Raw genomic sequence first — 20,234 nt, 5'->3', positions numbered from 1 at the left:
AAAACAAAACCAACATGTCAGTTTTAGTATATACAGAATCAGAACAAGGAAAACTTAAGAAAGTAGCATTCGAAGTCGCTTCTTATGCTAAAGCCGTTGCCGACCAGTTAGGAACAACGGTAACTGCAATTACAATAAATACCGACGACACTTCTGCTTTAGGGAATTACGGTGTAGATAAAGTATTATCCGTTTCAAATAGTGAATTAAATACTTTTAATGCCAAAGGATATGCCGAGGCCATACAGCAAGCAGCAGAAAAAGAATCATCTAAAGTTGTCGTATTAAGCTCAAGTGCTAACAGTAAATATTTAGCTCCACTTTTGGCTGTGTTTTTAAACGCAGGATATGCTTCAAATGTTATTGCAGCACCTTCAAATACTGCTCCATTTACTGTAAAACGTAATGCCTTTACAAATAAGGCGTTTGAAGATATGGCTATCAGTACAGACGTAAAAATCGTTGGTGTTTCAAGCAATGCCTTCGGATTAGTTGAATCCTCAGGAAGTGCTACTACTGAAGCCTTCTCTCCTTCTATTACCGATTTAGGAATAAAAGTAGAGTCTGTTGATAAAGCTTCAGATAAAGTAAGCATTGCCGATGCCGATATCGTGGTGTCTGGTGGTCGCGGACTTAAAGGTCCTGAAAACTGGGGTATGATTGAAGAATTAGCCGATGTTCTTGGTGCTGCCACCGCCTGCTCAAAACCAGTATCTGATTTAGGTTGGAGACCACATGGTGAGCACGTTGGTCAAACCGGTAAACCAGTCGCTTCAAACTTATATATTGCTATTGGAATTTCTGGGGCTATCCAGCATCTGGCTGGTGTTAACGCTTCAAAAGTAAAAGTCGTTATTAACTCCGATCCGGAAGCTCCTTTCTTTAAAGCTGCCGACTATGGGGTTGTAGGTGATGCCTTCCAGGTTGTACCTGAACTTATTGAAAAATTAAAAGCGTTTAAAGCTCAACAATAAATTATTTTTTATAAATTGTATAGTTTTAAAGAACTGCTTAAATTGGCATTATATTCGTAAATCTGCCCAAGGCAGTTGCTAAAGTCCTAATTTAAGCAGTTCTTTGCGTTTTTTATAACATATGAGTTTAGTAAGATTAAATATTAAAGGAATTTCTTATAGCCAGACACAAAACGGTGCTTATGCATTGATTTTAAACGAAGTAGACGGCGACCGAAAATTACCTATCGTGATTGGTGCTTTTGAAGCGCAATCTATTGCTATTGCTTTAGAAAAAGAAATTCGTCCTCCAAGACCATTAACACACGACTTATTTAAAAATTTTGCCGACCGATTTGATATTGTTGTAAAACAGGTAATCATTCACAAATTGGTTGATGGTGTTTTTTACTCAAGTTTAATCTGCGAACGCGATAAAATTGAAGAAATTATTGATGCCAGAACCAGTGATGCTATTGCCTTAGCATTGCGTTTTGATGCTCCTATTTTCACTTATAAAAATATTCTGGATAAAGCTGGAATATATCTTAAAGTAAACCCTAAAAAAGAAGACGAAGAAAACGACGAATCTCAGGATAGCGTTCTTGTTGATGATTTGTTAGCCGACGAAGTAGAGTCTACAAGCGCTTCGCCTCGTGAAAACTATAAAGGAAAAACTTTGAAGGAATTACAAAACTTACTCGATGAAGCAGTTGCTAACGAAGACTACGAAAAAGCAGCGCATATTCGGGATGAAATTTCTAAACGCGAATAACCCTCAAACAACTTAAGCATACTATGAAACACGTATTTTTGTCCTTTGCCCTAATTCTGTCATTACTTACTTCAACAGCCTTAGCACAAAGCAAAAATACACCACCCGATAGTATTCAAACCGAAATAGCAGAACCGACTGCTTCTCAAATCGATTCTTTAACTCCAACGACTTCAAATTCTGAAGAAATTATTGTAGTTGAAGAAACAGAAACTACGGTTAGCTCACCTATTGTTCCTAGTCAAGGCTTCTCTTTTAGTAGCCTTTTGCGAGGTGCCTTAGGCATGCTATCGTTAATTTTTATCGCTTTTTTATTCAGTAGTAACCGAAAAGCTATCAACTGGAAAATTGTAACAATAGGTTTAGCCTTTCAGTTACTAATCGCTTTTGGAGTCTTGAAAGTTGATTTTATAAAAACCGTATTCGAATTTATTGGTGGATTGTTTGTTTCTGTACTTGAATTTACAAGAGCTGGAAGTAAATTTTTATTTGAAGGCTTGGTTGTTGACATGGATACCTTTGGTTATATTTTCGCCTTTCAGGTACTACCAACTATTATATTCTTTTCAGCTTTAACCTCTGTACTTTTCTACTTGGGCATCATTCAAAAAGTAGTAAAAGGCATGGCGTGGTTGCTTTCTAAAGCCTTAAAAATTTCTGGAGCGGAAAGTTTAAGCGTTGCAGGAAATATCTTTTTAGGTCAGACTGAAGCTCCGCTTTTAATTAAAGCCTATTTAGAAAAAATGAATAAATCTGAAATGCTTTTGGTTATGATTGGCGGTATGGCAACTGTTGCAGGAGCTGTACTTGCGGCATACATTGGCTTTTTAGGTGGCGACGACGAAGTGATGCGTTTATTCTACGCCAAGCACCTTTTAGCCGCATCGGTTATGGCTGCTCCAGGCGCCATTGTAATTTCTAAAATACTATATCCGCAAACCGAAGACGTGAATACCGATGTTTCAGTTTCTCAGGAAAAAATTGGTGCTAACTTTTTAGATGCCATTGCCAACGGAACTACAGAAGGATTAAGACTTGCTGTAAATGTTGGTGGTATGCTTTTAGTTTTTGTGGCTTTCATTGCCATGTTTAACGGTATTTTAGGTTGGCTTGGCGATGTCTCCACTTTAAATATTTGGATTACTGAAAACACAAGTTATAACAGCTTATCAATCGAGTTAATTTTAGGCTATGTTTTCGCACCTTTAATGTGGCTTATTGGCGTTGCTAAGGAAGATATGATGATGATGGGGCAACTATTAGGAATCAAATTAGCTGCCAGCGAATTTATTGGATACATCCAACTTCGCGACTTAAAAGATGCTGCCAACGGTGTTCATTTAACTTACGAAAAGTCAATCATTATGGCAACCTATATGCTTTGTGGATTTGCCAACTTCGCATCTATCGGTATTCAAATTGGAGGTATTGGTTCTCTTGCTCCCGGACAACGCACAACTCTTTCTAAATTCGGGATGAAAGCCTTAATTGGAGGAACCATTGCATCTCTTGTTTCAGCTACCATTGCTGGTATGATAATCGGTTAATCTTTTCCGAGCCATCGTTAATAACTTTAGAATAAATTTAAAGAATTTCAAGTCTTTAGCTTACCGCTTTTTTCTATTTTTATCCATTGAAAACAGGTCGCTTATTTTTTGCAGACCATTTTCATTTACCAATGACATTATGAAGCAATATCACGATTTAGTAAAACATGTTTTAGAACATGGAAATGAAAAAGGAGATCGTACCGGAACAGGTACGAAAAGTGTTTTTGGATACCAAATGCGATTCGATTTAAGTGAAGGGTTCCCTATGGTTACCACAAAAAAATTGCATTTAAAATCTATTATTTACGAACTACTTTGGTTCTTAAAAGGAGATACCAACATTAAATATTTAACCGATAACGGCGTGCGTATCTGGAATGAATGGGCCGACGAAAACGGCGATCTTGGTCCTGTTTATGGTCACCAGTGGCGTAACTGGAATAGCGATGAAATCGACCAGATTAAAGAAGTTATCGACACTTTAAAAAACAACCCGAATAGCCGTCGCATGTTGGTTTCGGCCTGGAATCCTTCGGTATTACCAGACACATCAAAAAGTTTCAGTGAAAATGTTGCCAATGGTAAAGCAGCTTTACCGCCATGTCATGCTTTTTTTCAGTTTTATGTAGCCAATGGAAAATTATCTTGCCAACTGTATCAGCGTAGTGCAGACATCTTTTTAGGTGTGCCATTCAACATAGCATCTTATGCCTTGTTTACGATGATGATGGCACAGGTTTGTGGTTACCAACCAGGTGAATTTATTCACACCTTTGGTGATGCACATATTTACAGCAACCATTTTGAGCAGCTGGAATTACAACTGTCGCGTGAAGCAAGACCTTTACCAACGATGAAATTGAATCCTGAAATCAAAGATATTTTCGATTTCAAATTTGAAGATTTCACTTTAGAAAATTACGATCCGCATCCACACATTAAAGGTGTCGTTGCTGTATAAAAACATAAAAGGCTTTCTAAATTGGAAAGCCTTTTTTTATGTATTTTTTTATCAATAAGCGTTTTGTTTTACACCGTTACAACACTATTATCTGCAGCAGCGTAATCGCTCCACACATATGAATCGGCAGCATCATCATTTATATATGTTCCGTCAACAACATATTTAAACTCGTAAGAATCATCTTTATCTAAATCAACAACACCTTTAAAGGTTCCGTTTTTTAATTTTTTCAAAGGCATTGCTTTAGTATTCCACTCATTAAAGCTTCCTACTAAGGATACTTTTTTAGCGTCTTCAGCAAGAATTGAAAACGTCACTTTGCATACTGGTTTACTCTTTAAGTACTGTTTTGAAATAGCCATAATATAAGTTTTAGTGATTGTTATGCTAACAAAAATAACAAAGAATTTAACATAGGTTACATTCTAACATGCTTTAAAGCAAAGAATTATCAATTTATTAATAATGACCTATTCTAAATTTAAACCTCCTATTTTTCCCCTAATGAATTTTATGTTTTTATCAGTTTAAAATGAATATTAATAACTGATTTTCAGCTTCATTTTATATATAGAATACAGAATTAATAATCACTTTCCCCTCAAAAAATAAAGAAAGGCAATTCAACAAAAAACTTTAACTTTACTCCTGTGTAAAACGAGTATTATGTTTGGAAAAAAGTCATCGGTACCTGAAATCGACAAAGAACAATTAGAGCTTATTGAAAACGCCCAAAGACGTATTAAAAAGAAAAAAAGGCTTTACAGGCACTTTGTTATTTTCTTAATTGCCTCGGTATTTTTTATAATTACCAATTTGGTTTTAGGCATTGGTAATGCCATCACGCCATTTGGTCAAGACTGGTTTGTAATAGCTATTCTTATCTGGCTTTTCTTTTTTACTTACCATGCCTTTTCGGTATTCGTTACTCACCGATTTATGGGTAAAGACTGGGAGAAAGCACAATTAAACAAACTTGTTGCAAAGCAACAGGAACGTATTGAAAAGCTTAAATCCAGCTTACCTTCAGACGAAAGTTTACTTAAAAAATTAAATCAAAAATTGACAAAAAACGACAACCTGACCATTATTGTGGCTGCAGCCGAAAACAATGCTATTGGAAAAGACAACAAACTTATCTGGCACATTAGTGACGATTTAAAACGATTTAAAAGTTTAACCAGCGGGCACCATGTTATTATGGGACGTAAAACTTTTGAAAGTTTCCCAAAACCTCTACCTAACCGTACGCATGTAGTTATAACAAGACAGAGTGATTACGAAGTTCCGGAAGGTGTTATTGTGGTGAATAATTTAGAAGATGCCATTGCAGTCGCTAAAAACGACGACCAACCTTTCATTATAGGTGGTGGCGAAATTTACAAACAAGCTATGGAAGTAGCCGATAAAATTGAAATTACTCGCGTTCATGCCAATTTTGAAGCAGACACCTTTTTCCCTGAAATCGATTCTGAAATCTGGCAAGAAACTTCACATGAGTTCCATCAAAAAGGCGAAAAAAACGAATACGATTTTACCTTTTTAACTTACCAAAGAAGATAATCCAGGAATAAACTCGAAATCTAAGAATGGCTTTAACAGATTACCTTAATTTTCGTAATTTGTTAAAGCCAATTTTTGTTTACCAATGCAACTAAAAGTTACTTTCCTTTATTTTCTTTTCATCGTTATGTCAGCCGAAGCTCAATCCGTTTCTGTAGAAATAAATAAAGATCAGGCTTACTTTACTGAAGACAATGATAGCATTCTTGTCTATCAAATTACTGAAAAATCACAAAACGGAAATTACAAAAGGGCGAATTATATTCATCCACTATATTCATTAGATGGCGAGATTTTAACTAAAGACTTTCCTGAAGATCATTTACATCATCGTGGCATTTTCTGGGCGTGGCATCAACTTTATATTGGAAACAAACGTATTGGTGATGGTTGGGAAATTGAAAATTTTAAATGGGATGTAACTTCAGTAAAAGAAATTGAAAACCATAATATTTCAAAAACCATTCAAGCCGAAGTCTATTGGAAATCCAATTTATGGTTAGATTCCACAGGTAACGAAAAACCCTTTGTAAAAGAAATTACAACCATCACCGTTTATCCTAAAACCGAAAATTATCGTGCAATAGATATTGAAATCCATTTACTAGCTTTAGAACCCGATATGCGTATTGGCGGATCGGAAGACGAAAAAGGTTACGGCGGATTTTCATCTAGAATAAAACTTCCTGAAGACATCAATTTTACTAGTTGTAAAGGAAAAGTAACTCCCGAAAACCTTCCTGTTAAAGCCGCTAACTGGATGGATATTACAGGTGCTTTGGGTAAAAACTCATCTCAAGCTGGCTTAACAATATTTTGCCATCCCTCAAATCCTGGAAAACAAAACCGATGGATTTTACGTCAAAAACGTAGTATGCAAAATGCAGTTTATCCTTTTTCTGGCGCCAAAACGGTTGCTTTATCAAACAATAAACCAACTATTTTGCGCTACCGTTTACTTATTCATAATGGAGACCCCAACACTTTAAATCTTCCGAAAATTTACAAGGGCTATAAAAAAGCATACTAAAAGGTTGTATAAATACCTTTCAGGAATACTTTTTAAAAAAATCATGGCTATTTTCACTAATTTCGCAGCATGGTTAAAGAATTGCAACTTCGTGTAACTCTTAAGGAAGAGGAACACCATGATATTTTGGTTATTAAATCGGCTCAAGCACTTGGTGTCGATAAGGAAGATATTACAGGAGTAAAGGTATTGCGTAAATCGATTGACGCGCGTAAAGCAAAAATTATCTTTAACTATAAAGTGGCTGTTTACATTCGTGAAGTGATGCCTAAAACATCGGAATATCAATTTGATTATAAAGATGTATCGAAAGCCAAACCTATTCATATTATTGGTTTTGGACCTGCCGGAATGTATGCCGCCTTGCGTTGTATTGAATTAGGTTTTAAACCCATTGTTTTAGAGCGCGGTAAAAACGTTCAGGATCGTCGTCGCGATTTACGCGCTATTAATCAGCAACATTTTGTTAATGAAGATTCAAACTATTGCTTTGGTGAAGGTGGTGCCGGAACCTATAGCGATGGCAAATTATACACCCGAAGTTTAAAACGTGGTGATGTGCGCCGTATTTTTGAAAACTTAGTATATCATGGGGCTACCGACCAAATTCTGGTTGATGCGCATCCGCATATCGGAACGAATAAACTGCCAAAAGTAGTTCAGAATATTCGTGAAACCATTTTAAAATATGGTGGTGAAGTACACTTTGAAACGCGCGTGACCGATTTCATTATTAAAAACAATAAAATACAAGCCATTCAATTAAATGGAAAAGATGAAATGCCTGCCGACCGTGTTATTCTGGCAACAGGACATTCGGCACGCGACATTTTCTATCTATTACACGAAAAAGAAATTGCTTTAGAAGCTAAGTCTTTCGCTATGGGCGTTCGTGTGGAACATCCGCAACATATTATAGACAGCATTCAATACCATTGTAGTGGTGAACGTCACGAATTATTACCAGCTGCTTCTTATAGTTTAGTACAACAGGTTAACGACCGTGGGGTATATTCTTTCTGCATGTGTCCTGGTGGATTTATTGTTCCCGCCGCAACAGCTAACGGCGAAGTTGTGGTTAACGGTATGTCGCCTTCAAAACGTAATAACTTATTTGCTAATTCAGGTATTGTTGTTGAGATTGATGTAAACCGCGATTTACCAAAATACGAACAGTTTGGTGCCTTAAAAGGGTTGGAATACCAAAAGAATTTAGAACGCATGGCATTTACGGCCGGTGGTCGTAGCCAGGTAGCGCCTGCACAACGTTTAACCGATTTTGTTGAGGGAAAACTATCAGCAGATTTAAATCCAACATCATACCAACCCGGATTAAATTCAGCTCCGCTACATTCATTAATGCCGAAATTAATTGGTAGTCGTTTACGAAAAGGCTTTGCAGCTTTCGGACAAAAAATGAAAGGTTATTATACTGCTGAAGCCAATATTGTTGGTGTTGAATCCAGAACCTCATCACCGGTTTGCATTCCCAGAAACGAACGTTTGGAACACCCACAAATTCAAGGCTTATTCCCTTGTGGTGAAGGTGGTGGTTATGCGGGCGGCATTGTATCAGCTGCCATGGATGGTGAGCGCTGTGCTGAAGCGGCAATTGTTGGCTTATAACTACAACTTATTGTTATTCAACAAGAAAACAAACAAAAGTATCTTAGAAAAAATATTCCTATTTTTGCACCACTAAAAAATCTAATAAAAATAAACAGATGAAAGCTTATATATTTCCTGGTCAGGGCGCACAATTTACAGGTATGGGGTTAGATCTTTACGAGAACTCTCCTTTAGCTCAAGAATTATTCGAAAAAGCCAACAGCATTCTTGGTTTCAATATTACAGATATTATGTTCGAAGGTTCGGCCGAAGACCTTAAAGAAACTAAAGTAACACAACCAGCTATCTTTTTACACTCTGTAATTTTGGCTAAAACTTTAGGTGATAGCTTTAAACCAGATATGGTTGCCGGACACTCCTTAGGTGAATTTTCTGCATTGGTTGCTAACGGTGCTTTAAATTTCGAAGACGGCTTAAAATTAGTTTCTCAACGCGCTTTAGCGATGCAAAAAGCCTGTGAATTACAACCAAGCACCATGGCTGCTGTTTTAGGATTAGAAGATGCAATCGTTGAAAACGTTTGTGCTTCTACCGAAGGTGTTGTCGTTGCTGCAAACTACAACTGCCCAGGTCAGTTAGTAATCTCCGGAGAAATTGAAGCGATTAACAAAGCTTGTAAAGCTTTAAAAGAAGCAGGTGCACGTCGTGCTTTAGTTTTACCTGTAGGTGGTGCATTTCACTCACCATTAATGGAGCCTGCTCGTGAAGAATTAGCGGCAGCTATCGAAAACACAACTTTTAGCAAACCAAACTGTCCGATTTATCAAAACGTAACAGCTAATGCCGTTATCGATGAGAATGCGATTAAAACCAATTTAATTTCTCAATTAACAGCTCCTGTACGTTGGACGCAATCTGTACAACAAATGATTACAGATGGTGCTACTTTATTTACTGAAGTTGGACCAGGTAACGTTTTACAAGGATTAGTTAAAAAAATTGACAGACAGGCTGAAACAGCTTCTGCAAACGTATAAGTCTTAAACAGACCTGTAGAAAATATTTAATAGATGAAGTTTACTAAGCGCACCTTATACATTATTTTAGTGATTGCAATTACCATTGCTGTCGATCAAATTTCTAAAGTGATTGTAAGAGGAAGTATTGAACCACGAACCAAAGTTAGTCCCGGCGAACGCATCAATGTTATTGGTGATATGTTTGTTATGATGAATGTTGAAAACACTGGTGCCTTTTTAGGAATGGGTAGCGATTTAAACCCGACGCTTAGACTTATTGTATTACTTATTTTACCTATTGTGGTTTTAGGTTTTGTTTTGCGTCATATTTTAAAAGATAAAACTATAGACCCTTGGTCTTTATTTGCATTTGCCAGCATTATTGGTGGTGGAATTGCCAATGTTTACGACCGTATTGTTTACGGTTCTGTAACCGATTTTTTCTTTATTGATTTAGGCGGCGTTTTTAAAACTGGTATTTTTAATATAGCCGATGTTTCGGTAACAGCTGGAATGTTTATCCTGTTGTTTGCCAGCTTTAAAAACAACAAAAAAAGTAACAATCACGGAATAAATTAGATTCTAAAACAGGTTCAGAATGACAATAAATAGAAAAGGCTGCAATTAAATTATTGCAGCCTTTTTATATCTAAACGATTAAGAATTATTTACCTCTAACCTTCTTTTCCCAATTCCATGCCGAACGCATTGCATCATCAAGAGTTAATTCAGTTTTCCAACCTAATTCGTTATTGGCTTTATTGGTATCTGCGTAAGCTGAAATAATATCACCTTCACGTCTACCTACAATTTTGTACTTTAATTTTTCACCTGAAACGCGCTCGAACGCCTGAACAACTTCTAAAACAGAACTTCCTTTTCCTGTACCTAAGTTAAACGTTTCATAGTTTTCTTTATTCTTTCCTTCTAATAAACGCTTTAAAGCCACAACGTGAGCTTTAGCTAAATCGACCACGTGAATATAATCGCGAATACAGGTCCCGTCAGGTGTTGGATAATCATCACCAAAAACAGATAATTCTTCACGAAGTCCTATAGCTGTTTGCGTAATAAAAGGCACCAAATTTTGTGGCACGCCGATTGGAAGTTCGCCTATTTCAACAGACTCGTGTGCTCCTACCGGATTAAAATAACGCAATGCAATCGCTTTTAACGATGGCGTTACCTTACAAGTATCTCTAATGATTTCTTCACCTATTTGCTTAGTGTTTCCGTAAGGCGACTCAGCTAATTTAACCGGAGCATTTTCAGTTATTGGTAATTCATCGGCCTGACCGTAAACAGTACAAGATGAACTAAAAATAAATGCTGCAGATGGTAGTTTCTTTAATTCTTTAAGAATATAAACCAGGGTACTAATATTGTTTTCGTAGTATAACAAAGGTTCTTTTACGCTTTCACCTACTGCTTTACTGGCCGCAAAATGAATCACGCCCTCAACATCGCTGTGTTTCTTGAAAAAAGCTTCTACTCCAGCTTTGTCTTTTAAATCTAATTTTTCAAAGATTGGCGTCTTTCCAGTGATAGCGGTAATGCCGTCTAAAACACTTTCAGATGAATTTGATAAATCGTCGATAATTACAACCTCGTAACCTTCGCTTTGTAATTCTACAACAGTATGGGACCCGATAAAACCTAATCCACCTGTAACTAAAATTTTACTCATTAATGTAGTTTATTATTGTTGATGTAATGTGTGCAATTTGCTCATCATCCAACTCGGTATGCATTGGTAAAGAAATCACTTCCTGCACCAATTGATTTGTTACTACAAAATCAGCTTCATTATATCTCTCATCGGCATAGGCTTTCTGCTTATGAAGCGGAATTGGATAATAGACACCGCAAGGTATAGAATTTTCATTTAAATGCTTTACCAAACCATCTCTTTTTGTGCTGCTTACACGTAAGGTATATTGATGAAATACGTGACAATCACAGGTATCGCAAATCTCCTCACAGCCGTTTGATAATTTTGGTGTAATTATATTATCAATACCCTCAAAAGCTGCTGTATACTTTTTTGCTGCGGCTTGACGTTTTTTATTATAGGTATCCAGGTTTGGTAACTTAGCATTTAACACAGCTGCCTGAATACTATCTAAACGTGAGTTGACCCCAACCACATCATGATGGTAACGCTCATACATACCGTGGTTAACAATACCTCTTAGAGTATGTGCTAAATCGTCATCATTTGTAAAAATGGCTCCTCCATCACCGTAACAACCTAAATTTTTTGAAGGGAAGAAAGATGTTGCTCCTACATTTCCAATAGTCCCTGCCTTAGCCTTAGTTCCGTTAGGGTATGTGTAACTCGCTCCAATAGCTTGTGCATTATCTTCTATAACATATAAATTATGTTCTTTAGCTATTTCCATGATTGCTTCCATGTTTGCGCATTGTCCAAACAAATGAACAGGAACAATAGCCTTAGTTTTTGGCGTAATGGCTTTTTTAACGGCTTCAATATTAATGTTGAAATCGTCTTCATTAACATCGACTAACACCGGCGTTAATTGTAATAAAGCAATCACCTCCACCGTTGCGGCAAACGTAAAATCGGCTGTGATTACCTCATCTCCTGGCTGTAATCCAAGTCCCATCATAGCTATTTGTAAGGCATCGGTACCATTGGCACATGGAATAACATGTTTAACGCCTAAATATTGCTCTAAGTTCTTCTGAAATTCGTGAACCTTCGGTCCGTTTACAAATGCAGTGGTTTCTAAAACTTCTTGTATTGAGGCATTCACCTCATCTTTAATCTCATTATATTGACCTTTAAGGTCAACCATTTGAATATTTTTCATCTAAAAAAATTGTAACTATTTACAAGGTTTAATAAAACTAGAAAGACACTTTTTTACTAACACTTGTATTTGGAGTTAATAGACTACGAAATTACGAAATTAGTATGCGGTAACCAATGAAATTGTATTAAAGAAATGTATTTTAGCACCAAACAAATAAAGCATTGAGTTTTACTTACAACATAGGCATTAAACTAGCTGGTTTCGGGCTGAAATGTATCGCTCCGTTTAACGAAAAAATAAAAAAAGGCGTTGAAGGTAGACGCGAAACTTTTTCTATTTTAGAAAAAAATATATCTAAAAAAGACAAAACGCTTTGGTTTCACTGTGCATCTTTGGGAGAATACGAACAGGGACTTCCGGTTTTTAAAGTACTTCGTGAGCACTATAAAAATCATAAAATTGTGCTGAGTTTCTTCTCTCCTTCAGGTTACGAGATTAGAAAAAATTCACCTATTGCCGATGTTGTTGTTTATCTTCCTCTGGATTCAAAACATAACGCTAAACACTTTATCAATCTTGTACATCCGGAACTTACCGTTTTTGTTAAATACGATATCTGGCCTAATCTTCTAAACGAACTCAGGAAAAAACAATTACGGGCCATTCTTATTTCTGCGGCGTTTAGACCTAATCAATCCTATTTTAAATTTTACGGCAAGCATTTGAGAAACGCCTTGTTTGCCTTTGAACATGTTTTTACACAAAATGAGGTATCAAAAGAATTATTAGAATCTATAAACTACAACAACGTAACGGTTTCTGGAGACACTCGTTTTGACCGTGTATCGAGTCAGTTAGAGATTAATAACACTTTAGATTTTATTGAAGATTTTAAGCGAGATAAACTTTGTGTTGTAGCGGGAAGCACCTGGCCTGAAGGTGAAACTTTACTGATTAACTACATTAATAATCACGCTTCAAAAGACATTAAATTTATCATCGCTCCACATAATATCAAACCGAACCAAATTAAAAACCTTCAAGACAAACTTGAAGTTGAAAGCGTTCTGTTTTCAGAAAAAGAGCAACACAATTTAAAAACGGCAAAGGTTTTTATTGTGAACACCATTGGTATTCTAACCAAAATTTACAGCTACGCAGACATTGCCTACGTTGGTGGAGGCTTGGGAACCACAGGCTTGCACAATACTTTAGAACCGGCGGTTTTTGGAGTACCAATTATTATTGGAAATATTTATGATAAATTCCCAGAGGCTCAAGCTTTAATTGATAATAACGGTATGTTTTCAATTTCTAATCAAACTGAATTCGACACCATTCTGACAGAACTTATTGAAGACGACACCAAACGTCAATTTACAGGAAACAATAATGCTTCTTTCATAAAAAAACATAAAGGTGCTGTAGACAAAATTGTCAAATATTTAGGATTTTAATTTTAGTTGTTTTTATAAAAGAGACTAGAGAATTCATCAAGCCCTAAACATTACTAAATACTTAATTTTCAGATTTCAACAAGACTTCTACAATTAAATTTAGTATATTTATGAGCAACACCTAAAATCAAAACTAATGAAAAAACTATTGTTAAACACAGCCCTGTTATTAGCCCTAAGTTTAAGTTTTACCTCTTGCAGAGATACAAAAAAAGCTGATTCGATTGAAGAAGCTATGGAAAACGTTAGTGACGCTGTAGAAGAAGCCGCAGATGACGTTAAAGAAGCTACCGATGATGCCATGGAAGCCACAAGCGAAACTATGGATGAAGCCGGAAGTACTCTTGAAAAAGCTGCTGACGACATAGATGAAATGGCTAATGATGCTGTCGATGCCACTAATGAAGCTCTTGATAAAGCTGAAAAAGCTGTAGATGACGCAGCCAAATCAACAGGAAAAGCATTACAAGATGCCAGTGATGCTGTTGAAAAAGAGGTTCAAAAAATTACGGACGAACACTACGAGAAAAAGAAAAACTAATTTGGTTATATAAAATAAAAAAAGACTGCTTTTCAGCAGTCTTTTTCTTTGTGTTAAGTTTGCAAACAGATTATTAAATATATTGGTTAAGTATATTCTCAAATAATTCCTGCTTACCACTTTGCAACTTCAATTCACCATTTTCCTGAGCAATTTGATATAAATCCTGAAGACTTAATTTACCTTCTTCAAATGCCTTTCCTTTACCAGAATCGAACGACGCATAACGGTCTTGTCTTAATTTTTCATATGGCGAAGAGGTAATAATTTTATCGGCTGTTAATAACGCTCTTGCAAAGGTATCTGCTCCACCAATATGTGCTAAAAACACATCCTCTAAATCGGTTGAATTCCTTCTGATTTTAGCATCGAAATTCACACCACCACCTTGTAAACCACCAGCTTTTAAGAACACCAACATGGCTTCGGTAGTTTCTAAAATATTATTCGGGAACTGGTCGGTATCCCATCCGTTTTGGTAATCTCCACGGTTTGCGTCTAAACTTCCTAACATTCCGGCTTTCGCTGCCACTTCAATTTCATGCTGAAACGTGTGCTGTGCTAATGTCGCATGGTTTACCTCAATATTTATTTTAAAATCTTTATCTAACCCGTATTCTTTTAAAAATCCTATAGCTGTAGCGGTATCAAAATCGTACTGATGTTTCATAGGCTCCATAGGTTTTGGCTCGATAAAGAAGTTTCCTTTAAAGCCTTGTGCTCTGGCATAATCTCTAGCCATGGTTAAGAACTGTCCCATATGATCTAACTCACGTCCCATATCGGTGTTTAATAAACTCATATAACCTTCACGACCACCCCAAAATACGTAGTTTTCACCGTTTAAAGCAATAGTCGCATCCAAAGCCAGTTTAATTTGTCCGCCGGCACGTGCAACCACATTAAAATCTGGATTAGTCGCAGCACCGTTCATGTAACGTGGATTAGAAAAGCAGTTTGCTGTTCCCCAAAGCAACTTTACTCCTGAAGCTGCTTGTTTTTCTTTTAAATAATCGGTGATTGTTGCTAATCGGCTTTCTAATTCTCCAAACGAATTTCCTTCTTTTACTAAATCCACATCATGGAAACAGTAATATCCGAAACCCATTTTTGTAATGAATTCGAAAGCTGCATCGGCTTTATCTTTTGCTGCCTGAATAGGATCTGAAGCCTTATCCCATTCAAAACTCATAGTATCTGTCCCAAACGGATCTCCTCCTTTTGCACAGAAGGTATGCCAATATGCTACTGAAAATTTAAACCATTCTTTCATGGTTTTTCCTGCTACAACCTGATCTGGATTATAATATTTAAAAGCTAAAGGATTGTCTGATTCTTTTCCTTCAAACTTAATTTCCGGGATACCTTTATAGTATTCTTTATTACCTATTAATGCCATTTTATTTAATGTTTATTTGTTCCTTAATATAATTTCTAATTCTCTTTTCCATTTGTTATACGCTTCCTGATATGAAGTTTTATCTTCCAATGGTTTGTAAGTCATCACATAATCGTTTTCCATAATGCGCTTGCCAAAACTCTCAAAATTACCTTTGTGTAAATCGGCTGCGCGGGCAGCTCCTATGGCTCCCGTGGTATTATAAATTTCGATATCCTGATTAATTAAAGTTGCTACCGTATTGGCGAAAATTTCTGAACGGTACAAATTATCATTTCCAGCACGAATAACGGTTGGCTTAATACCATCGGAGGTTAAAATTTCCATGCCGTAAACAAACGAAAAGGCAATACCTTCAAGCGCTGCGCGACATAAATGTCCTTTATGGTGATTGTTTAAATTTAAATTTGAAATACGCGTACCAATATCTTTATTATTCAACATACGTTCTGCACCATTTCCAAAGGGAATCAAACAAACACCATCTGATCCTACAGGAATTTTTGAAGCCAACGTGTTCATCTCTTCATAAGAGCTCACGGCTAAATTATTTAGCAACCAACGATACTGAATGCCTGCTCCGTTTATACAAAGTAGTTTTCCAATTCTTGCATCTGTGCCCTTCGCGTAATTAACATGAGCAAAATTATTTACTCGCGAACTTTCCTTAACCGAAAGGCTGTTGGTAATTGCATAAACCACTCCCGATGTACCTCCTGTTGAGGCCACCTCGCCAGGATTGAAAACGTTTAATGATAATGCGTTGTTAGGCTGATCTCCGGCACGATAATAAATTGGGGTTCCGGCTGAAATGCCACTCTCCTTTTCACCTTGTTTAGATACAATCGATTGTATTCCAAAGGTTGAAACAATATCTGGAATTAGGTTTTTATCTATACCGTAATGATCCAGAAGGAAATCGGCTAAATTATCGGTTTTAAAATCCCAAAATATGCCTTCAGACAATCCTGAAATGGTAGTATTTATGGTATTTGAAAACTTATAAGCAATATAATCGCCTGGCAGCATAAACTTGTAAATCTTATTAAAAACCTCATGTTCGTTCTCTTTTACCCATTTTAACTTCGATGCGGTAAAGTTCGCTGGCGAATTCAACAAACTAATATTACATTTTTCTTCTCCAATGGTTTCGAAGGCGTCATTTCCGATTTCTACGGCACGACTATCGCACCAAATGATGCTTTTTCGCAAAGGTTTTCCGTCTTTATCAACAACTACCAAACCATGCATTTGATATGAAATACCAATACCTTGAATTTGATTAGCTTCTATACTGTTTTCTGATTTTAAACGCGCAATCGCCTTGCATACATGCTGCCACCAATCGTCTGGATGCTGTTCTGCCCAGCCATTCCTTTCGGCATACATGCTCATTTCATCTTCGGGCTCCTGCACAACAGCAATACTTTTACCTGTATCGACCTCTACAAGTGCCGCTTTTATTGATGAACTTCCTATATCTAATCCTAAATAATACATGTTATAATGATTCTCTTAATATGAGTTTTGTTGGTATATATGTTTGAATGTTTTTATCTTCATTTACAAAAGCTGCTGCTGTGGCTCCCATAGCTTTAAAATCGGTTGACACGACCGAAATACCTTTATAAATAAAGGGTTTCATAGGGGTTTCGTTATAAGACAAAAAGCCAACATCGGTTCCTGGTTCTAAATCATTGGAACGACATTGTTCTAAAAAACTTCCTAAAATGCGATCGCTAACACTAATGTAAGCCTCTCCCTTTTTCACATCAAAGTCCTTAACATCGGTGATTACCTTATAGTTTAGTTTATTTGATTCGCAAAACGTTTTGAAAAACTTAACTGTTTCTGGCGGATGACTTGTAAAAGAAGGATAAACAAACACTAAACGTTTATACTTTTTAAATGCTAAAACCGCTGGTTCTAAAGCCTTCTGAAATGCCTCACCAAAATCCTGAAACACGTAATTATGAGTATCTTCAGCTTGAATATTCCAGTCGATTAGTAATAACTTATCTTTATCGAAATCTGATAATATGGAGGCAACCTCTTTATTGTTAAAATTCATTACCACATACTTATAATATTTCCCTTTACTATTCTGTAAAATGGTTTTAAAATTATTGATGTTGTAATGATGAAACTGCACATCTACAATCACATTTTTAGGCAAATTATTTACAAAAGCATGATACAACACTTCTTTATAGGCCTTAAATGTATCTAGTACCAAAAGCACTTTTCTGGTATCATTGGCTACAAAATATCCTTTATTAGGTACAGACTCTATAACGCCATTATCCTTTAAAATAGAATATGCCTTGAACACCGTATCTCTGGACAAACTATAGTCTTTGCACATAGTATTAACAGACGGCAAAGGATCTCCGCTTCCTAACGAATTATTTGCCAGCGCATCATTTATAACATTAACAAGTTGCTGGTATTTTGGAATATCGGTATTAAAATTTAAATCGAAATGCATCATCCGTTCTGTTCTGTTCTGGTTTGTAAAAATAATTATTTTTTTAATATGAAAACAAAAACGGGAATCATTTTTAATATGATTCCCGTTTTATAACTGTTTTAAGTTACTTGAATTAATGTCTTAGTCTGTAAAAGTCCACGAAAAACTGAATGGATTTTGCTGTTTTTCTTTATTAGACAAGTATATTTTAACCGGGTGCACACCTTTCTCTAAAACCATTGTTGTAGTTTTAACTGTTCCGGATGTATATCCGTAATCAGCATCAAACAATATAGCATCATGCAATCTTACAACACCTGTTTCCTGAGCGCTAAATTCAAAAGCATAAATCCCAGTTTCAGGAACGTTAATGTATCCATCTAATAGCCATAATCCACCTGAAATTTTTTCATACTTCACCTTATTTAATTTTGAAACACGACCTTCTTTTATTGGTTGCATTGTTGATAAATTAGGTAACCAAGGATAGTCTCCATCAAAAGATTTCCAATACCATTTCATTTTCACCCTTTTGCTTAAAGCTGGAACAGGAACATTATCGTAAGGACGTTTAGCTTGTTTATCTGCTCGACGAATACGAAGCACCTTATCTTTCATTTGTTGCTGAACCTCAACAAGCGAATCATTTCCTGCTAAATTACGCGATTGATGCGTATCATTAATCACATCATAAATTTCAAAATCATCATCAGCAGACTGAATATCGTAACGAATACCAACCAGGTCTCCTGATCGAATCATTTGCATTTGATTACGAACGCGCTGTCTGTTGTTTGGTGAAAAATCTTGGTAATTAGGCGTTTTCCCTGGAAAAACATACTCCGAATAAATTAGTGACTTTTCATTTGATTTTTTTCCTGTTAAAGCAGGTAAAATAGAAACACCATCGCTTATCGCCGGTGCTGAAAAACCAGCAACATCTGTAAATGTCGCCAACCAATCGTAAGAAATACTCGGCTCATCTATTTTTATATTTTCAGGAATATGTTCTGGCCATCTTGCTATTAACGGCATGCGTTCTCCACCTTCTAAAACATCACGTTTCATACCATCAAACGGACCAAAGCTATCAAAAAACTCAGGACTATTAGCTGCGTAACCTTTTGGTAAATACGATTCATTAGACGGCCCATTATCGGAAGTAAAGATTACCAAAGTATTCTCGTCTATATTCAAATCTTTAAGCAACTGCATCACATCTCCAACAGCATCATCAATACGCCTAACACTCGTTGCATAACGTTTATAGGTTTCAGGCCAGGCTATTTCAGGTGTATTTTCATTATCATCATCATCATAAGTGGCTTGGGCGTATTCCGGATGCATATACGAATCTGGAGTTCCTGATGCTGTATTTATCATTTGCCCGGAAGTCCCTGTCCATTGCAATCCGCCTTTCAAACCACCTCCACTAGGATATTTTTGCGTTGGTAATTCTAATACAGCATGTGGCGTATCGTAAGCTAAATACATTAAAAATGGTTTTTCGGTTTTAGCTTGTTCTACAATCCATTTTTTAGCGACAGCCGTCCATAAATCGGTAGTATAACATTTGTCCAGACCTTGAGACACTTCTTTATCATTTTCCCAAACTTCCTTTTTCCCACGGTAAATACCTTCAACCGGATAATGCTCGTGCCCGTCACTATGCCGCATATACCCATAAAAATAGTCGAATCCTCTTTTATTTGGTGTACTTGGCCAGCCTTCAGAATCAGCTCCCTGCAACCCCCATTTACCAATTGCGGCGGTAACATATCCCATTTTCTGGGCGACATTACCAATGGTATAGTTATCGGCTAAAGCTTTATCAAATTGGTTATCTCTTACGTTGGCATGTCCTTGTGACAATCCGGTTAACAGCGAACTTCTTGAAGGAGCACAAACCGGTGCTGCCGAATAATGCTGCGTAAGCATGGTGCCTTCATGAGCCATTGTATCGAGATTTGGAGTGCTTAACCACGGCTCTGAACGGTTTCCTTTAGTTTTACGTTGATTTTGATAAAACACACCAATATCGCCGTAACCTAAATCGTCTGTTAGAATAAAAATGATATTGGGTTTTGTCGGCTTTGTTTGCTGTGCCCCGACTGAAGCAGAAGCACAAAACCATAATAACACTCCAAATTTAAATACTCTTTTCATG

General features: G+C 36.5%; 18 protein-coding genes. 11 read left to right on the top strand and 7 right to left on the bottom strand.

The features are described from left to right. Positions 1 to 14: 14 nt before the first annotated feature. The 4 genes from NO995_RS14030 (at position 15) to NO995_RS14015 (ending at position 4,239) form a co-directional block, all read left to right on the top strand. The gene (locus NO995_RS14030; protein WP_258228052.1) at positions 15 to 974 is read left to right on the top strand and encodes an electron transfer flavoprotein subunit alpha/FixB family protein; all 960 of its coding nucleotides are present in this window, start codon (positions 15 to 17) and stop codon (positions 972 to 974) included. Between the two features lie 121 nt (positions 975 to 1,095). Beyond that, positions 1,096 to 1,728: a bifunctional nuclease family protein gene (locus NO995_RS14025; RefSeq protein WP_258228051.1), complete on the top strand. Its 633-nt coding sequence runs from the start codon at positions 1,096 to 1,098 to the stop codon at positions 1,726 to 1,728. Positions 1,729 to 1,751: 23 nt separating this feature from the next. Next, positions 1,752 to 3,275 (top strand): NupC/NupG family nucleoside CNT transporter, encoded by a 1,524-nt coding sequence (locus tag NO995_RS14020; RefSeq protein WP_258228050.1) that lies wholly within the window; start codon positions 1,752 to 1,754, stop codon positions 3,273 to 3,275. Between the two features lie 139 nt (positions 3,276 to 3,414). Then, positions 3,415 to 4,239 carry a thymidylate synthase gene (locus NO995_RS14015; RefSeq protein ID WP_240573694.1) on the top strand — a complete coding sequence of 275 codons (825 nt, stop codon included), beginning with the start codon at positions 3,415 to 3,417 and terminating at the stop codon, positions 4,237 to 4,239. A 68-nt stretch (positions 4,240 to 4,307) separates the two neighbouring features. Here NO995_RS14015 and NO995_RS14010 read toward each other — a convergent pair whose 3' ends face one another. Continuing rightward, positions 4,308 to 4,604, bottom strand: a complete 297-nt coding sequence (locus NO995_RS14010) for an isoamylase early set domain-containing protein (protein ID WP_240573695.1) — start codon at positions 4,602 to 4,604, stop codon at positions 4,308 to 4,310. 304 nt (positions 4,605 to 4,908) lie between these two features. Between NO995_RS14010 and NO995_RS14005 the strand changes: the two genes are divergently transcribed. The 5 genes from NO995_RS14005 (at position 4,909) to lspA (ending at position 10,002) form a co-directional block, all read left to right on the top strand. Further along, positions 4,909 to 5,805, top strand: coding sequence for a dihydrofolate reductase (locus tag NO995_RS14005; protein WP_258228049.1), 897 nt, complete (start codon positions 4,909 to 4,911; stop codon positions 5,803 to 5,805). 127 nt (positions 5,806 to 5,932) lie between these two features. Beyond that, the gene (locus tag NO995_RS14000; protein ID WP_258228048.1) at positions 5,933 to 6,835 is read left to right on the top strand and encodes a PmoA family protein; all 903 of its coding nucleotides are present in this window, start codon (positions 5,933 to 5,935) and stop codon (positions 6,833 to 6,835) included. A gap of 69 nt (positions 6,836 to 6,904) precedes the next feature. Continuing rightward, a complete protein-coding gene (locus tag NO995_RS13995) occupies positions 6,905 to 8,461 on the top strand; it encodes an NAD(P)/FAD-dependent oxidoreductase (protein WP_258228047.1) in 1,557 nt (518 codons plus the stop codon). 98 nt (positions 8,462 to 8,559) lie between these two features. Next, a complete protein-coding gene (gene fabD, locus NO995_RS13990; RefSeq protein ID WP_258228046.1) occupies positions 8,560 to 9,441 on the top strand; it encodes an ACP S-malonyltransferase in 882 nt (293 codons plus the stop codon). Positions 9,442 to 9,474: 33 nt separating this feature from the next. Next, positions 9,475 to 10,002, top strand: coding sequence for a signal peptidase II (lspA, locus tag NO995_RS13985; RefSeq protein ID WP_258228045.1), 528 nt, complete (start codon positions 9,475 to 9,477; stop codon positions 10,000 to 10,002). 85 nt (positions 10,003 to 10,087) lie between these two features. Here the strand turns inward: lspA and galE are convergent, their stop codons facing one another. After that, positions 10,088 to 11,110: a UDP-glucose 4-epimerase GalE gene (gene galE, locus NO995_RS13980; RefSeq protein WP_258228044.1), complete on the bottom strand. Its 1,023-nt coding sequence runs from the start codon at positions 11,108 to 11,110 to the stop codon at positions 10,088 to 10,090. Then, on the bottom strand, positions 11,103 to 12,257 hold the full coding sequence (locus tag NO995_RS13975) for a DegT/DnrJ/EryC1/StrS aminotransferase family protein (RefSeq protein ID WP_258228043.1): 1,155 nt from the start codon (positions 12,255 to 12,257) through the stop codon (positions 11,103 to 11,105). The genes galE and NO995_RS13975 overlap by 8 nt, the downstream gene beginning before the upstream one ends. A 164-nt stretch (positions 12,258 to 12,421) precedes the next feature. Between NO995_RS13975 and NO995_RS13970 the strand changes: the two genes are divergently transcribed. Both NO995_RS13970 and NO995_RS13965 read left to right on the top strand, forming a co-directional pair. After that, positions 12,422 to 13,657, top strand: coding sequence for a 3-deoxy-D-manno-octulosonic acid transferase (locus NO995_RS13970; protein ID WP_258228042.1), 1,236 nt, complete (start codon positions 12,422 to 12,424; stop codon positions 13,655 to 13,657). Positions 13,658 to 13,793: 136 nt separating this feature from the next. Continuing rightward, positions 13,794 to 14,198: a hypothetical protein gene (locus NO995_RS13965; RefSeq protein WP_240573710.1), complete on the top strand. Its 405-nt coding sequence runs from the start codon at positions 13,794 to 13,796 to the stop codon at positions 14,196 to 14,198. Positions 14,199 to 14,271: 73 nt separating this feature from the next. On the opposite strand, the gene xylA is transcribed toward NO995_RS13965, so the two are convergent. The 4 genes from xylA to NO995_RS13945 all read right to left on the bottom strand — a co-directional run bounded on the left by xylA (position 14,272) and on the right by NO995_RS13945 (position 20,233). Then, positions 14,272 to 15,597, bottom strand: a complete 1,326-nt coding sequence (xylA, locus tag NO995_RS13960) for a xylose isomerase (RefSeq protein ID WP_258228041.1) — start codon at positions 15,595 to 15,597, stop codon at positions 14,272 to 14,274. 12 nt (positions 15,598 to 15,609) lie between these two features. Beyond that, entirely contained in the window at positions 15,610 to 17,097 is a 1,488-nt protein-coding gene (locus tag NO995_RS13955; protein ID WP_258228040.1) for a xylulokinase, read from the bottom strand. A gap of 1 nt (position 17,098) precedes the next feature. Further along, positions 17,099 to 18,088 carry a GntR family transcriptional regulator gene (locus tag NO995_RS13950; RefSeq protein WP_308813199.1) on the bottom strand — a complete coding sequence of 330 codons (990 nt, stop codon included), beginning with the start codon at positions 18,086 to 18,088 and terminating at the stop codon, positions 17,099 to 17,101. A 120-nt stretch (positions 18,089 to 18,208) separates the two neighbouring features. Then, positions 18,209 to 20,233, bottom strand: coding sequence for a sulfatase-like hydrolase/transferase (locus NO995_RS13945; RefSeq protein ID WP_258228039.1), 2,025 nt, complete (start codon positions 20,231 to 20,233; stop codon positions 18,209 to 18,211). Between the last annotated feature and the right edge of the window lies 1 nt (position 20,234).

The organism is Aestuariibaculum sp. M13 (assembly GCF_024723255.1).
Taxonomy (GTDB): domain Bacteria; phylum Bacteroidota; class Bacteroidia; order Flavobacteriales; family Flavobacteriaceae; genus Aestuariibaculum; species Aestuariibaculum lutulentum.
Note: the sequence above shows the minus strand (reverse complement) of the source record. Positions and strands in the feature narration are given on the sequence as shown.